General features: G+C 30.1%; 14 protein-coding genes. 12 read left to right on the forward strand and 2 right to left on the reverse strand.

Annotated features, from left to right (window positions below):
- The first annotated feature begins 170 nt into the window (after positions 1-170).
- From ACWXVV_RS00740 to pip, 12 genes are all read left to right on the forward strand, one after another.
- Positions 171-1,037 carry a hypothetical protein gene (locus ACWXVV_RS00740; protein ID WP_455984588.1) on the forward strand — a complete coding sequence of 289 codons (867 nt, stop codon included), beginning with the start codon at positions 171-173 and terminating at the stop codon, positions 1,035-1,037.
- A complete protein-coding gene (locus ACWXVV_RS00745; RefSeq protein WP_455984587.1) occupies positions 1,030-2,064 on the forward strand; it encodes an aromatic motif membrane protein in 1,035 nt (344 codons plus the stop codon). Before ACWXVV_RS00740 ends, ACWXVV_RS00745 begins: the two co-directional genes overlap by 8 nt.
- Complete coding sequence (locus ACWXVV_RS00750; RefSeq protein WP_455984586.1) at positions 2,057-3,859, forward strand: hypothetical protein; 1,803 nt, start codon at positions 2,057-2,059, stop codon at positions 3,857-3,859. The genes ACWXVV_RS00745 and ACWXVV_RS00750 overlap by 8 nt, the downstream gene beginning before the upstream one ends.
- Positions 3,859-4,578, forward strand: a complete 720-nt coding sequence (locus ACWXVV_RS00755; RefSeq protein ID WP_455984585.1) for an ABC transporter ATP-binding protein — start codon at positions 3,859-3,861, stop codon at positions 4,576-4,578. Before ACWXVV_RS00750 ends, ACWXVV_RS00755 begins: the two co-directional genes overlap by 1 nt.
- Positions 4,565-5,485, forward strand: a complete 921-nt coding sequence (locus ACWXVV_RS00760) for an aromatic motif membrane protein (protein WP_438341501.1) — start codon at positions 4,565-4,567, stop codon at positions 5,483-5,485. The genes ACWXVV_RS00755 and ACWXVV_RS00760 overlap by 14 nt, the downstream gene beginning before the upstream one ends.
- Before the next feature lie 114 nt (positions 5,486-5,599).
- Positions 5,600-6,943 (forward strand): asparagine--tRNA ligase, encoded by a 1,344-nt coding sequence (gene asnS / locus ACWXVV_RS00765; protein ID WP_438341500.1) that lies wholly within the window; start codon positions 5,600-5,602, stop codon positions 6,941-6,943.
- A gap of 5 nt (positions 6,944-6,948) precedes the next feature.
- Positions 6,949-7,944, forward strand: a complete 996-nt coding sequence (locus ACWXVV_RS00770; RefSeq protein ID WP_455984584.1) for a glycosyltransferase family A protein — start codon at positions 6,949-6,951, stop codon at positions 7,942-7,944.
- Positions 7,944-8,618: an RDD family protein gene (locus ACWXVV_RS00775; protein ID WP_455967658.1), complete on the forward strand. Its 675-nt coding sequence runs from the start codon at positions 7,944-7,946 to the stop codon at positions 8,616-8,618. The genes ACWXVV_RS00770 and ACWXVV_RS00775 overlap by 1 nt, the downstream gene beginning before the upstream one ends.
- A gap of 16 nt (positions 8,619-8,634) precedes the next feature.
- The gene (locus tag ACWXVV_RS00780; RefSeq protein WP_455978863.1) at positions 8,635-10,818 is read left to right on the forward strand and encodes an ATP-dependent helicase; all 2,184 of its coding nucleotides are present in this window, start codon (positions 8,635-8,637) and stop codon (positions 10,816-10,818) included.
- 2 nt (positions 10,819-10,820) lie between these two features.
- Complete coding sequence (locus ACWXVV_RS00785; RefSeq protein ID WP_455984583.1) at positions 10,821-12,344, forward strand: hypothetical protein; 1,524 nt, start codon at positions 10,821-10,823, stop codon at positions 12,342-12,344.
- Positions 12,337-13,185, forward strand: coding sequence for a DegV family protein (locus ACWXVV_RS00790; RefSeq protein WP_438341495.1), 849 nt, complete (start codon positions 12,337-12,339; stop codon positions 13,183-13,185). The genes ACWXVV_RS00785 and ACWXVV_RS00790 overlap by 8 nt, the downstream gene beginning before the upstream one ends.
- Complete coding sequence (gene pip / locus ACWXVV_RS00795; RefSeq protein WP_438341494.1) at positions 13,185-14,120, forward strand: prolyl aminopeptidase; 936 nt, start codon at positions 13,185-13,187, stop codon at positions 14,118-14,120. Before ACWXVV_RS00790 ends, pip begins: the two co-directional genes overlap by 1 nt.
- A gap of 69 nt (positions 14,121-14,189) precedes the next feature.
- Here pip and ACWXVV_RS00800 read toward each other — a convergent pair whose 3' ends face one another.
- Positions 14,190-15,089, reverse strand: a complete 900-nt coding sequence (locus ACWXVV_RS00800; RefSeq protein WP_438341493.1) for a nucleotidyltransferase — start codon at positions 15,087-15,089, stop codon at positions 14,190-14,192.
- Positions 15,089-17,302, reverse strand: coding sequence for a hypothetical protein (locus tag ACWXVV_RS00805; protein ID WP_456012449.1), 2,214 nt, complete (start codon positions 17,300-17,302; stop codon positions 15,089-15,091). Before ACWXVV_RS00805 ends, ACWXVV_RS00800 begins: the two co-directional genes overlap by 1 nt.
- Positions 17,303-17,351 lie beyond the last annotated feature (49 nt).

Genomic DNA, 17,351 nt, shown 5'->3' on the forward strand with positions numbered 1-17,351 from the left:
CAATAGCCAAGCATAGCTTGGTTTTATTTTAAGCAAAAGAAATGGAAACAAAAAGACATAATTTTTGTTTTCTTTTTTTATAAAAGCACAAAAAATTATTACCTTTGAGTTAATTTTTTTTGTAATTATTGAGATTTTTATATATAATTGCCATATATCAAAGGAGAAAAATGTCAGCGAAAATTAAAAAAATCTTGGCTTTTTCATCGTTTGTTTCGGTTGTTTCAATTACACCTTTAATTCCTTTGAGTTGTAATCAGCTTAAAAATGAAAAAAGTACTCATAATGACACGAAAAATGAAAAAAATAACAATCAGGAAGAGTTCAAAAATGCAAAGATGGATGAACTTCTTTCATTAGTTTATGATCCAATTGAAAATGACAAAACTCAAGATGAAGCCAACTTGCAAAAAGCTTCTTTTCTTGCAAGAATGCAAGAACTAGAAGTGGACAACTTTTATATTAAAAATGTGCGTGAAGCGATGCTTTATTTTAACGGACAAACTTTTTACTATATAAAAGGAGAAGATATTTCTTACCAAAACCTTAGCTCCACATTGGTAAGAGTTCCCGATATTAAAACAAGTCAAGAATTTTTCTATCAACTTTTACGAGAAAACTGATATTTAGCACTCAAATGAAGAAGTGATTTCACTTTTGTTGGTGACTTACATCAAGCTCCAAGTTTTGCATACAACAATCCGCAAGATTTTGCTGTGGTTTATCCTAATGAAGCCTTTCAAATTACTGGTGTTTCTAACAAATTGGTAGATTTGAAATACCAATACAACAAAGATAAAAATAGTTATTGAATCATGCTTAAATTCAGTGACAATACGTATCAAACAATGTATGTCTATCGCAATACTGGAGCAATTATGTTGGAACCAAGAATATATAAATTTAAAAAAGATGATAAAGACGCAGAAATTTCAATGGATGATGCTTTTGATGTTGTTGTAAATTTAACAAAAAACGATTCAATCAAAGACATCGATATAGTTCCTTATGACATTAAGAGGTTAAACAATGTTTAAAAAATGAAAACTATTTTTACCTGTTTCACTGAGTATTTTAACGCCGCTAAGTCTTGTTTCTTGTGTTACAACTGAACAAGAGAATCCAGTTATTAAAAATAATCTTAACCTTGATGTTAAAGCTTTTTTGAATCAAAATGCTGTCCAAAGCGTCTTAGATGAAGTTTATAAAAAAGATTTTTGGGATGAACAAAGTCAGGAAGAATTAGACAAGCAAAAGCAAGAATATATTGATTCACAATTGTTAGAAAAAAATATCAAGAAACTTGATAAAGAAATGGAAAAAATTTATGCTAATTATTCTTTTGCTCGTTTGCAAACAAATGCAGCAATAGTTTCAATTAGAAAAATTGATTTTTGACGACCTAATCGATACAATCCTTTGATATTTACAAAATACAGTGATGAATGAGATGAGTTCAAAAGACAAAACTGACTGTATCTTCTTTATCGTGTAAATTGCTTTACTGCTGTTGGTTATCAGTTTGCTAAAACATCAGACAGCACTAATTTCAGAGCAACTTATCGCAATTCGCTTCCTATCACTTGACAAATGAATTCAAACCAGATAATTGATTATGCTAGTGAAAAGTTTCCGCTTAAAAGTGGACTATGGAGTGATCAACCTACTCCTAAAGAAGGTGATAATTATCAGTTTTCGACGCAACTATTTTTATTCAAATATCCCAATGACACTTTTTTAAAGTTAAATATTGTTAAAGAGCAAAAATGAACAAATAACACATCTTCAAGACTGAAAACTGTAACTTTTGCTCCCGATAATGCTTTCAGAAGTTTTCAAAGAACATTCAACAAAGAGGTAAAAGACTACTCAGCTTCTGAAGTTTTACCATACATTATTGATATTTCAAGAGACTTGGTAGCAAAAAATGATTTTATTAGCTTAGACATTCCTGATTCAGGATGAAATCCAGATTTTGAGTTAGCAAAAGTAGAAGATAAATTTGGTTCATATGTTTCATGAATATTTGCAGATTTTATAGTTCAAGGAGATAAAAATGACTAATATCAATTTAAAAACAAACTTTTTAAAGTTCTTACTTTACTACTTGATAAATAAGAAATCGACATTGTTGATGCCGATTTTGGGTTTTGCATTAACTCTTGGACTAAGTTTTATGTGTCTTGCAGCCAACAATTTGTATCAATTGCAAATGTTTATGATCGCACCGATTGTTTTATCTTTAGTCAACACAGTTGTGTTTTCTAATCTTTTAGCTATTAATATTTTTAAAAGTATTGAAACAGACGGAATGGAATTAATTGTCACTTCGAAACCAGTAAGTAGACATAGTATGGTAAATGTAAAAATTTTAATTTTCTTTGCCTTTAGTTTATTAAACGCCTTGTTAGTGTTACTTGCATTTGTTATAGGATTAAGTCCTGTTGCAAGTCAATACACTACTTACTATAAATACTTAGTGGGTGGTTCATTTGTCACAAGTCTTTTCGGATTTTGCTTCTTTGGTTTAATAACAGCACTGATTTGTACACGTTCTTCAAGAAGACTGGCTTCAACATTGGCTTCTACTGTTTTTGTACCGTTATTTTTACTAGGAACATTCAGTTCTTACTTTGCTGAGCCTGCTATTAAATCAATGGCTAAGCAATTAAATAATAATTACACCGATTTAAATGTATATTCTTTTGCAACTAACAAAAACGATGACAGTTTTTACATTGTTGATAGACAACCAAGAGACATTAAAGGAGGTATAAAACCTTCTAATGAGTCAACTTATTCAACATCTCCAGAACAAAAATTGAATACTTTATTCAATCAAGTGAAAGATAATGCTGCAATCGCTCAAAGTCTTGCCTGATTAAATATTCCTTACCAAATGTCGACGATGATGACACAAAATGGAACGGATTTAATTAATACATTACAAAACAATAAGTCCAAATTTTTAGATAACATCATTAACTATTCAAACAACAATGATTTGAAATATAGTTATCAACTAATTAATAGTCAACAAATGAGTCAAGAGCAAAAAAACATTGTGTCACTAGTTCCTACAGCACCACTAATCAATGACGACATTGACTACGCTCAACAAAAATGACCTACTAATGAAATTATTTACGCTTGAGAAAAAGCTGATACTAATGAAAAATTAGCACAAGATAGTTTTGGATTTTCAAATATCGAAAACTTTGTTGGAAAGCTTAAATGAAACATTATTTCTTCTCTCTTACATAGTTCTATTTATCAAAACGAATTCAAAAACGATTTCAAAAATGATTTCAATAAGCAATTAACCGTTGATGAATTTAATGACAAAATTTATCAATTGATGAATAAATATTTAGAATTAAACCAAATTGCAAAATGATTCGATTCTTCTGTTTTAAATCATGAAAAACAAATTTATCTATATGTGGCAGCATACTATAATCTGTTTTATAACTTCAACCAAAGTTCTTTATACAAATCAGTCGTTTTAAACTACAACACTCAGGATAACGAAACAAAACCACAGCAATATAAATTCAAAGTTTATATGAATGAATACGAGACAAGAAATTATTTTGTTGGAGGATATAGCTCATTTATACCTATCCTGACTGTCTTACAACCAGAAAATGATAGTGATAAAACCAATCAAAAAGTTGCTCGTTACCAACTAACAAAAGACTCAAATATGAATCTTTTTTCACACATAAATAATGTATATTTAATTCAAAGAAAAGCAAATATAGTTCCTGCGTCCGCAGTAATTCCTGTGTGAGTGATATTAATTGTTTTCTTAACATTAATTACTATTTGAGCGCAACGTAGAAAGGATTTTAGATAATGGAAAAAATTATTGAAGTTAAATCACTTTCAAAAAGTTATGACAAGCAAAATTACGCTATTAAAGAATTGAACTTTGATATTTTACCTGGTAAATTTCACGTTTTTATTGGTTCAAACGGTTCTGGAAAAACAACAACTATTAAATCAATTGTTGGCGCTTATGCTAACTATGAAGGACAAATTCTTATTGGCGGACTGAAAAATACACAAGCCGAAGCAAAAGCTAAAATTGCTTACATGCCGGAAAACCCAAACTTCCCTAAGGAATTGAATTTAACAAAATACATTTATTCTTTTGGTTTATTGAGTGGTTTGAGTAAAAATGAAGCAAAAAAACGTGCTGAAGAAATTATTGAAAAACTAAACATTAAGTCATTTGCAAACAAAAAACCAATCAATTTTTCGAGTGGTGAAAAAAGAAAAGCACTGCTTGCTCAATGTTTGATTAGTCAACCGCAATTGATGATAATGGATGAACCTGCCGCTAACTTGGATCCAGAATCTCGTCGTGAGTTATTTAATATTCTTAATGGTTTCGTTGCCCAGAATCGTTCAATCTTTATTTCTACACATGAACTTCATGAAGTTAATCGTTTCACTAATTATGTAACCATTATTGACAAGGGAAATATTGTTTACTCAGGCGATTTTAATCCTTTAGACGATTTGGAAAAATTCTATTTCAGTCAAGTGGAAAGCTATTATGCTAAGAAATAAAAAATTCTTTATACTTTCTTCGCTTTCTTTATTGTCTTTAACTGCCATTTCGTTTGCTAGTGTGTCTTGTTCAATCAAGTTTGTTGATGAAAATCCCATTCCTGCACCAATCAAAAAAGTTGATGAAAATAGTAACATTAACATTGATAGTTTCTTGAAAAATTTCGTATTTGCTAATAAGGGTGATGCTGAAATCAACACTTTTAAAGAAAGTCAAAAAGTTAGTCAGGAATGAATTAGTGATTTAAATAAAAAAATTACTGAATATCAGTCTCTTTTCAGTGAAAACACTGAAGCAAATAACTTGAAAATGAGTAATTTGGAAACTGAAATTTCTCAACTTTTAAGTGACAAATGATACTGATACTTAACACATTTAAATCATTTCAATTTTGCATTCTCAGGTGTTGATAGTCAATTTGAGCAAATTCCTAAGTTATATAACTTTAAGCCTTCAGTGGAATATTCAAGCGCACAAAAAGACATCATACAAAATCCTTCTAAATATGTGAGTCTGACTTATCGTTCAAAATGACCTGAAGTGGAAAGTATTGTTCCAATTGAAAATGTTGATTCTGATGCCAGCGGAGTTTTTGCAGCAAAAATTAATCAAAACTTCTTTATAAGACTTTGACTGACCGAAAAAAATGGACAACCTTCAGTCGAAGTTCCATTCTTTATTTATCGTTTTAGTGAAGATAAACAAATCTTGTATACTCAGTTTCAACATTTCTATCACCAGTTTATATACCACACCAACACTTTAGGCGACGTTGCTCCAAAATTATTTGGCCAATGAGAGCAATTTGTAAAACAAAATGGTTTTTGATTGAATTATCATATTTCAAAATGAAATGATAGTGTCGGACCAAATAAAAATGTAACCGACTTACCGGTAGGACAATAACACGGATTTTCCGTGTTTTTTTTCATTCCACACTCACTACAAGAGGCTTTTGTAACTATATTTTGGTAAAATTATAAATATTAATATATTTATTTAATGGTTAAAGGATAAAAGATGACAATAAAAAAATTATATGATTCACTCCAACAACATGATGGTAAACACTTTGCAATTAAAGCATGGGTGGCAACAAATAGAGGAAATAAAAAAATAAGATTTATCGAAATTAATGATGGAAGCACAGTGCAAAACTTACAAGTTGTACTAAACGAACAAAATGTTAATCTAGATGAAGTTGAATCAGCAAGAAGTGGGGCTGCTATTGAGGTAAGTGGAACATTAGTTCTAACACCACAAGCAAAACAACCTGTCGAACTTAAAGCTGATTCTTTTAAATTGCTTGCTAACGTTGACGAAGACTATCCAATTCAAAAGAAAGAAACAACATTAGATTTTTTAAGAGAAGTTCCACACTTAAGACACAGAACAAATCTACTTAAAACTGTTATGTTAATCCGTTCAACACTAGCTCAAGAAGTACACGATTACTTTAGAAATCATGACTTCGTTTATGTAAATAGTCCCATTATCACTTCGAATGATGGAGAAGGTGCTGGGGAACTTTTTGTTGTTGACGACGAGAATGAAGACATGTTTTTCAAGCAAAAAGCAACACTGGGAGTAACTGGACAATTGCATGCTGAATCTTATGCCCTAGGGTATAAGAATGTTTATACGTTCGCTCCTACATTTAGAGCTGAAATGTCACACACATCACGTCATGCCGCTGAATTCTGAATGATTGAACCTGAATGTGCTTTCTATGATTTAAATAAAATCATTGATCTTGCTGACGATTTATTAAAAACAGTTATCAAAAAAACAATTGCAAAACATCCTGCTGAGTTTGAATTCTTGACTAAAAATGTTAAAGCTGATCTTCTTGACACATTGGATAAATTCATTAATACTAAATTAACAAAACTTGAATATCGTGAAGCTTTAAAAATTCTTGAACAAAACAAAGAAAAATTTGAAGAGCAAAACTTTGCTTTCGGTACTGACTTAGCTTCAGAGCATGAAAAATTTCTTTCTTCAGAAATTATTGGTGGGCCTGTGGCAGTTATAAACTACCCAAAACAAATCAAAGCATTTTACATGTATCAAAACCCAGACAATGAAACAGTGGCTGCTTTTGACTTGCTAGTTCCAGGAATTGGTGAATTAGTTGGTGGATCACAAAGGGAAACAAATTACAACAAATTGTTAAATAGAATGAATGAACTAAATATGAATATTGAACCATTGCAATGATATTTAGATTTGCGTAGATTCGGTGATGCTCAATCTGCAGGTTTTGGAATTGGTTTCGAAAGATTAGTAATGTATGTAACTGGAATGTCTAATATTCGTGATGTTATCCCTTACCCAAGAACAACTGGAAACTTGAAGATGTAGGTTTTATGTTAGAAATAATTATTCCTATTTACAACCCAGACAATTCAGTTCATGAAATCTTGAAACAAGTTTATAAACAAAATTCGCGGAACTTTTCAGTTTCAATAGTTATTGATAAACCAACAGATGAACACTTGGTAGCGATTAATGAAGCTCTAAAAAACTTTGATGCAAACAAAATAAAGTTAGTTATTAACTCAAAGCATCAACCTTTAAATTCAGTCATTTATGAAGCTTTAAAACAAAGTGATAAACCTTATTCTTACATTTTGTTTTCAAACACTGAATTGGATGAAGACTTCGTTACAAGAGTAACAAAGGCAATTAAGAAATCACAACAAGCAGACATCATTGAGTTCAAAGCGGTTTATCGAGGTCTAGTGCGCCATGATGCACCCACAAAACCATTTGAAGAAAAAACTATTAATTTAAAGGAGAATTGAGAACCATTGATAGTTACTTCTCCTGTTGTCTTCAATAAAGTTTTTTCTAACAAACTTGCATTAAGTATCTACGAAAACAATAAAACATTAAAATCTACAAACAAACAATACTCAATCGATATTACAGTTAACGCTTTTTTAAAAGCAGCAACATATTTTTACACATCAAGCATTGAAGTTAGAGATTGAAACTACCAACTTGCTAACTTGAATGTTAAATCAATCAATCTTGAATGAAAACAAATTTTGAACCAAACAAAAGAAGCAAGTGATGATTTAAAAGATGCTTTGAACTTGCTACACATTATTCACTATCAACTTTTTCTAGCAGGATACATTGGTTTCATAAAACAATGAAAAATGTTCATCGTTCTAGGAAAAACATTGAAAACACAAAACATTAAAGATGTGCTAGCAAAAGAGTTGGCTGCTATTTATGGTTCAAATCCTGACTTAACACAAAATCGTTACTTTGCTTGATACAAATGATCTGCTTTAATCGATCCTAAACTTGTTGACGAAAAATACTGATCTGATATTTTTCACAAAATTTACTAATGGCACAAAATGAAATAGTAACAACCAATAAAAAAGTTGGTTTTTGAATTAGATTCACCATAACATTCTCAGATCTATTTGTTTTCTTAATCTTCTTATTCGCAATAACTTTCGCAATGATAAGTCCAGACAAAAACAATGTTAGTTTTAGACAAAATTACTTGTATTACGTTTGACTAAGTTTAATAATAATCTTTATTTTTAGCTGATGAATATTAATTCCATTCCTAACTAAAGGTCAAACAGTGATAATGTGAATTTTCAGAGTCAAAATCATTCCAAAAAAGAAAAAACAAAATCTTTTTCTTGCTTTACTGTCAAGACAATCATTCGGAGCAATTTTTTGAATAATCATAATGTTGGCTTGAATGATTTTAATAAGTCCAGAAAGTTTTGAACAAGTAGCATTCCAAAGAAAACATTTAACTGAACTACCACCAATAACTAGAGCCTTCGTCACCTTTCCTTTATCACTAACATCATTAGCATTATTGATTGAAGTTATGTTCATCCTTTCGGTTGCTAAACCTAACAAAATAGGATGAAATGACTCACTATCGCAAACATACACAGTTTACAAAAACAAATACACTACTGAAAGAATTAGTAGTTGAGATCAAAAGTCTGTAAAGCCAAAAAGCAGACCCTTACCTGACATAGACATTCAATTTTAAGACTAGGAGGTTTTGAATGAGTACAGAACATCTCGATTTGACTATGCTTAATGAAAAGCAGCTAGAAGCAGTAAAACACACCCAAGGACCACTGAGATTAATTGCTGGGGCAGGTAGTGGTAAAACTAAAGTTTTAACTACCAAAGTAGCCTACTTAATTAAAGAAAAAGAAATTGTTCCGTCAAAAATTTTGGCCGTTACTTTTACTAAAAAGGCAGCAGATGAAATGCTGGATAGAGTTGTGCGGATTATCGGCTCGAGTGAAGAACATCCACACGTTTCTACTTTCCATAGTTTATGTGCCAAAATTTTAAGAAGTGATATCCATGTAATGGGTATACCGAATGATTTTAAGATAATTGATGACCCTGAGCAAAGGCAAATTTTAAAATTAGTCTATGACAAACTCGATATAACTAATGAAGATTACACTTATGATTCTGTGCTTTCTTATATTTCTAAAGAAAAAGTCTCACTAAGAAAACCAAAACATAGTCTTGAAAATGCAGAAGATAAAAATGATTTAAGACCAACAATTTATAAAGAATACGTTGAATATCTAAAGAGAAGTAAAGCTTTAGATTTTGATGATTTGCTAGTCTATGTACATGATCTATTCCATAATCCTAAATATGAAGCTACTCGTCACAAATGAGAATCTAAATTTGATTATGTCTTAGTTGATGAGTTCCAGGATACAAGTCACGTTCAGTATGGTATTGTAAAAGTTTTAGCTAAAAAAGGTGACATTACAATAGTTGGAGATCCTGACCAAACTATTTATTCTTGAAGAAATGCTGATATTAATATCATTATTAACTTCGAAAAGGATTTTCCAAACGTTACAACTATATTGTTAGAAAAAAATTATCGTTCAACTAAAAAAATTCTTAATGCTGCTAATAACTTAATTTCATACAACTCATTAAGAATTAAGAAAAAACTTTACACCGACAATGAAGAAGGTGAAGACATTGAATTCAATTGTGGTTTCAGTGATGAAGATGAAGCGCGTTGAATATCAATGAAAATCAATGAACTAAAGAAAAACCGTGTGCAACTTAAGAATATTGCTATCATTTATCGTGCAAATTCTTACTCACGTGCAATTGAAGGTTCTTTAATCAATGACAACACTAATCACTATGTTGTTGGTACACAAAGATTCTATGAACGTGAAGAGGTTAAAGATGCCCTAGCCTACCTTCAACTAATTTATGCTCCTGATGATTTATCTTTACAAAGAGTTATTAACAAGCCTGCTAGAGCGGTTGGTAAGGAAACAGTACGTAAACTTTATGATTTTTCACTGCAAAAAGATGTTTTAATGTTTACGGCTATTGAAGAACATATTAAAGAAATTTACGAAACACTGAAAATTAATATGAAAACAATGAAAGGTCTTGCTGATGTTGTTAATAAAGTTAGATGAGCAAGAACTCAAATTTTTAAACACAAACAAAAACCTACACTAATTCTTAGAAAATTAATGTACGACGAATTAAAATACTTTGAATCGTTAAAGGTACAACCTGAAACACTGGAAGCAAAAGAAGAAAACTTCAATGCTTTAATTAATGCTATTGACGCATGAGAAGAACAAAACAAAAACAAAGAATTAACCGACTACTTACAAGAAGTTGTTATTTTAGGTAATGAAAAGCCTGGTGGAGATCCTTTAAGTTCTGTTGCTTTAATGACAGTACACAATGCTAAAGGATTAGAATTTGACTACGTTTTTGTTGCTGGTTTAGCTGAAGGAGTCTTTCCTAATGCGCGTGCTCTTAATGTTAAAAACAATGACTCCACAAAGAAAAAAGGTTTATTGTTTAATAAACTATCTTCAGAACAGATTGAAGCACTAGAAGAAGAAAGACGTCTGGCTTATGTTGCTTTTACACGAGCTAAAAAGAAATTGTTCTTAAGCTTTTCAGCAGCAAGAAATGGACAAGAAAGTCGTTTTATTAGTGAAGCGGGTGTAAAAGGTGGAAAAAGAGGTATTCATATTGCCTCAATGTTTGCGAAAAGTGAAACCGAAGATACAAATAATCTTATTGAAGGTGACTCAATCATTCACTCTAAATTTGGAGAAGGAAAAGTTCTTCAAGTGCAAGGTGATGTAATACATGTTAAATTCCAAGGTGACGGAATTAAAACACTAAACAAAACTCACCCATCTATCCGCAAAAAAGAAGATTAATCATGAATTTTGGTTATTTAATTGTGGTACTAATTATTTGTTTGGCAGCACTTGGAATTATCATTTACTTTTGTTATTACAAGTTTATTGTCAACAATAATGCCACTGTTTCTTTTACATTTGACTTTGAAGAAAACAGGGTAAAACTTTTAGCTTCAGAAGTTAATAAGAAAAATAAAACTAGAATTTTTCATAATAAAAACTTAACCCGCGGATATTGAATATCATTTGAGGATTTTAGTAAAAGTTTTGTTACAGAGAGTGCTCGCTTATGTGTGAATTCACTTGCAAACTTTTTAGACAACAACAAAAATATTGATATTGTTTTAAATCTTAAAAATGTCACAGACAAAGAAAAATATCAATGTCGTTTAATGATTGAAAAGTTAGCAACAAAATCAAAAACTGTAGGTGTTATTGCTTGAAAAAAAGTTTCTAAAAGCCACAAAACTAATATTTTCTTTTTACGTAAGCCATTTGAGTTTATGGAAATGAACAAATCGCTCAATTTTGTTGTTTTGCTAGGCGAGCACCAGTACTCACAAAGAGCGAATGTACTGAACTCAATATACAAAAGACTGGCTAAATTTCACAACATAAACTATGTTTTTCATAGACAATATAATGCAATTGTACTAAGTGTTGTTCCTAAAAGTCAAGTAGTTAGCAAAAAGGTACACAAGTATTTTGTTGCTAAAATGCAAGATTTAGTAAATCAAAAGAAGTGTCAAACAGTTATTTTTGTTGATGCACACTTTGACTGCAGTCTATTGAGTGGTCAAATTCTATTGGACTACTTAACTCTATTAGGAGCAAAGCACGACAATTTTTATCAAGTAAAAGTGCAAGATTTTGACGAAAATGTTATTTATGAATTTACTTCAGCTTACAAGAAAACGCAAGCCCTTGTTGAAAAGAAACTAATAATAGAAGATCAACATTTAGTTATAGACACACAAAATCAAATTGTTGCAATGAAAATTGATTCTGAGTTGCAAAGTTTAGATAACTACAGTAGTTTAATTCTTAATACATCATCATTAAAGACAAATTACTACAATAATATTTTTCCACTTGATGAGGACAATTTTGACAAAGTTAAGTTCGTTTCCTTCAAAGATAGTGAATATGTTTTTTTAAGGGATAGTACAATTCCTTTAATAGAACCTACAAAACAGAAACTAATTTGCTTTTTAGAAAGTGAAGAATTATCAGAACAAGTCATTAAAAGAATGAATGAATTTAAACAACGTAACATTGAAACGTATTGAGGTTTTGTTGAAATTAACACAACTTTTTACTCAATGATCAGTAACTATCCAACTGAATATGTTTTCATTTCTAAGAAAATGACTAACATGTTTAATGACAATAACATTTTTCTAAAATTCATGAGCTTTTTGGAATATGCTAAGAAACGTAACATTAAGGTTGTAATTGAGGATTTTAATAAAGACAAATTTTTAGCAAAAATACTAAAAGTGAACAAGGACGTTTTGCTAACAGAAAGGATAACTAATGACTAAAATAGGAGTAGTATTAGACTCGTATTCGGGGTACACAAAAGACGAATTAAAAGAATATGGTTTTGAATTTTTACCACTTCAAATAAATATTAACAATAATAATTATTTAGAGGGTATAGAGATTGACAAGGTTGAAGTTCTTTTGAAATTAAGAGAAAAAAAAGAAGCCAAAACTTCACTTCCGCCTTTCTTATATATGGAAAATTTGATGAAAGAATTAGACTCTAAGTATGATAAAGTTGTAATTCTTCCTATTAATAGTAACTTATCAAGTGAATGTGGTTATCTTCAAACGATTGCTGCCGATATTAACAAATCAAAATTTATTATTTTTGACAATAATTTTAATGGCGAGCAATATTTATGAATGGCACAAAGAGCAAAAAGCATGCTTGAAAATGGCAAATCAGATGCTGAAGTTATTAAGTTTTTAAAAGAATATAACGAAAGCTCGTTAAATTTCATTGTTCCTGCTTCATTAGATCCATTTATTAAAGGTGGAAGATTAAAGGGAGCTAAAAAGATTTTAATGACTTCTCTAAAGCTGGTTCCTTTACTTAAAAATCAAGATGGAGTTACTGTTGATGGAGTAAAGAAAACTCACAAATCGGCTGTTGTAAAAGTAGTAGAAAAACTAATTGAATTCATTGGTGGTGAAAAAAATATTCAATTTTATGATTTTTGAATATTGCAAACCGGGGACGGACAATTAATAGATTTTGCTAATGAAACATTAGCTAAGTATTCAATTGTGCCTGTTTTCACTCGTTTAGCTTCTTCTTCAACAATGATTCACGCTGGAATAGACTCAATTTCAATAGGAGTTTCGAAAAAATTATAATGTTTTATGAACACAACGAATTTGAAGAATACCAGCTAGAAATTGATGGACATACAGTTAACTATCAGGTTTCTGGCAAAAAGAATGGTATACCAGTAATTTTTGTTCACGGTGGTCCAGGTGGCGGCACTAGTCGTGATGATTGCAAATATTTTGATCCTAAATATTATCGTGTTATTCTTTTTGATCAGCGTGGTTGTGGTAAAAGTTTACCAGCAGCTAAAATAGAAAACAACACAACTCAAGATTTAATAAATGACATGGAACAAATTAGACAGCATTTGCAAATTGAAAAATGAATTCTGTTTGGTGGTTCTTGAGGTACAACCTTGAGTCTTTTATATGCTCAGACTCATCCTGATAAAGTAATAGAAATGGTGTTAAGGGGAATATTTTTAGGTCGTCAAAGTGATTTAGAGTGATTGTATGGTGCAAATGGAGCAAGTAATTTCTTTCCTCGTGATTATGAAATTTTTACTCGTTTTGCCGAAACAACCGATGTAAAAACTCTAATTAGTTTCTACTATGAAAAAATCAAACTTCCTGACATGCGTAAATCTTTCGTAGCTGCAAAAAAATGAGCAGATTGAGAAAATGGTCTTGTTACTCTCGTTCCAGAAAGAAGAGACATCGCTAGAGTTCAGGATACAATAAATTTTTCACTAATGGAAACTCATTATTTTGCTAACAATTGCTTTATAGAAGAAAACCAAATTTTAAAAAATATGCACCGAATTAGACTGATACCAACAACTATTGTTCATGGAAGATATGATGTTGATTGTCGTCTTTCTGGAGCTTATGAATTAGCAAAACAATTGAAATTTGTAGACCTACAAATAATTGAACAAGCAGGACACTCTTCTAGGGAAAAACCTATTGCTAAAGCACTTTTGGAAATAATGGACAAATTAAAGAAAAAGATAATTTATTAACACTCGTTTTGAGTGTTTTTGTTTTGTTTTTTTAAACAAAAAAAGCACAAAGGGTTTTCTCTGTGCTTTCTATTTTTTGATATCTAAAAAAATATATAAAAGAATTCTTTGAATTCTAGTTTTTGTATAGCGTCTACTTGTGCAAGCATCAACAAAAGCATCGAAATCAGTAATATTTGAGTGTTTTTTGAGTAAATTTTCAATGCCTTCACTTACTAATTTATGTTCAGCAAGTATTTTTGGATCTGTGTCTATTATTTTTTGTCTGATTGAGCTAAAATGATTTTTCAATCTGTCTGGTTCTTCATAAAAAACAACAGGAGTGTATTTTTTATAATCTTCGTTTTTATCAAAAATCATCTCTCTTATTTTTGAAGCACTGGCAAAATTTTCTTTCGTTTCTAAAGAATGAAAACCTATGGTCCTTTTCATACAAAATGCTTCGATTTTATAGTTATTTTCTACTATCTGTTTAACGTACTCTAAACCTAAAATATCGTTGGGTAGCACAAAGTTTTCTCCATTTATTTCTTTTAACGCTTCAGCAGATGCCCTTACAAATGAATAACCTTGTTTGAGTCAAAATTTAACGTTTGTATTATATTGTTCTTTGTTGTTTTTTAAAGTTCTGGCAGCTTTATAAAATGATTCAATATTATCTGTTTCGCTACCAAAAAACAATTTGTCAATGTTATTCTGAGCTATTAATTTTACTGCTCCATGAGCAAAAATGTGTGCTGCTTGGGTTGAAGAATCAAAGTCTAGAGCAATAACTTTACTAGCACCATATTTTAATGCGTATGTCTTTCTTTGTTCAAAATCCATAACATTAAAATCGCCTCTTTGTGTATAGTTGGAACTCAATATTATAACTATTTCATCATTAGGAAATAGTTCTTTAGCTTTTTTTAATTGATAAATGTGGCCATTATGAAAGGGGTTGTATTCTGCAATTATTGCTACTGCCATTAACTAAATTCCTCCACTGAGAATAGGAGAGTGTCTTGATTTACATCACTAAATTTTTTACTATGGTGACTAATTATTTTTTGGTTATTTTTACTTTCAATCGAAAGCAAAATTCTTAAAGATTTGCGAGCAAAAATATTTTTTTCAAAGCTAAATTCAAGAAGTTTGTTTCCTTGATGAACAAAAGAGTTGGGAATTTGTTTAAAAATTGTGTATTTATTCAAATCACCTTTAAACAAAATTTGCATTTTTATTGTGAAATTATCATTTTTTATCGTTATTTCGTTTGTTACATTATTGAACGATTCCACCATTCCTGATATTGGGCTGTTTATTTTGTTGCCAAATTTAGATAAACTAAACTCTCAAGTGTTTGCATTCAATTGAGCAACTTTACCCGCAACTGGAGAAGAAATGAAAAATTCTGTTTTTCTTTCTTTGTTGTCAAAATTTAGCTCAATTACTTCTTTATTTTCAATGTCATAAACTCCAGTCATGACTTGGGTTTCGCTATAGTTGGATTTTTCTAAATTGTATTTTTGTGTGTCTTTTTTAGTGTTAGACGTGTTATTTATTCAAAATTCTTGAGTCGGTATTGAGTCTTCAAGATTAATAGGTTGTTTTTGTTTGGAATTTCTTGATTCGAAGATGATTGATACATCCATTGACTTACAATTACCCATTCCTGGTGTAAAAGGCTTTGTTTTCAAAGCAAAGAAGTAAAATCCTATTGCTATTAATAAACCAATTAGTAACGCAAAGATAAATATAAATGCAATTCCTGTTTGATTCTGTGTTCTAGCTGCTATATTGATATATTCAAAGAAGCCATAATTACTTGTTTCTGCACTCAAGCCAATTCTAGCTATTATTAATTGCATTATTGGTGAAATCAAATAGAAAATAGCAATGTACATTAGTGGGCTTGACATTAAAACAATTAGTGTTATTGTGTATTCTGTACCTATGAAAAATGAACCAAGAACTGAAGCAATTACAACTTGAGTTGTGAAAATTATTTGATCTTTGTCGGCTAATAAAATCATTACGATTCCTAAAAATGGAATAACGAATAATGAATTTAATAAAGTGGCTACATTGAACTTACCGAACATTAAATTGAATGCTTGCTGAGTGCTAGGATCAATAAAATACACTGAATTTGACTGGTTTTTTCATCAGGCAGATGAATTGTGATTGAACTGATTTATATTAAATAAAAATGAATTATCTAAAGTTGTTATTAACTCTTTTTTATTTAAATTGCTATTCAACATATTGAACAATTGTTCTTTTGTTGTTGCAAAATCTAAATTGGAATTAAGTAATGTTTTGTATGTTTCAATGTTTTTAGTAGAGGAATCAATAACTTGTTGTGGCTGATTGTTAATTATTACTCATACTTGTTGATTGAGATCAAAATTAACTGTAGTGAAATCGCTCACAAGTGATTTATTCATTCCGAACGGTATCAAAATTTGCTCTAATAATCCCACAACAAAAGAAGCTGATGTTTTTGTGCTAAACCTATTATTCTTTAGCGATGAAAGACTTGTTGCAAAAAAACCCATAAATAATAGGTGAATAAAAATTAGAACAAAAACAAGCATTGGAGCAAAATACATTACAACACGATTGAAATTTATGTACTTAAAGGTTTTGTGCTTTTCGGTTTTGTTTAAACAAAATCCAATTAAGTAACCTGTCAAAATAGCGTCAATAAAATTAAAAGAAAATCCTTTTATTTCACTAATTCCTGAAAAATTATTAATATAAGACGAATTTATGTTTTTGTATCACAATACTTGATAAATTCCGTCTGTTGATGTTTTATGTATAAAAAGCGTTTGACTAAAACAAAATACAACTCATATTATTATTGAGCTAAATGTTGCTAAGACAAACTTTTTGGAATAATACATTGCAATACTGATTGTTATTGTTAAAGGAAACAATTCTAAAAGAAATTTAGATAAAGTTTCCAACACTTTAATTCATTCTGGAACAAACGAATAATTGATTTTAATTAAATAATTTTCTTTTGTAATGACAAAAATGGCATAAAAAATAGAAAACACTGACAAATATGCAAAAGGCAGTAACAAAAGTCTTAAAATGCTACCCATTTTTGTTGAACGAAGGTAAAAGAATTTCTTCCATTTACTACTTTCAATATTTATTAATTGTGCTTTAGAGCTTTTAATTCAATTCATGTCCTAAATTATAAAAAAATAACTATATTTTTACTCAATGTCAATAACT

The sequence above is a fragment of the Mycoplasma sp. 3392 genome (assembly GCF_053851755.1).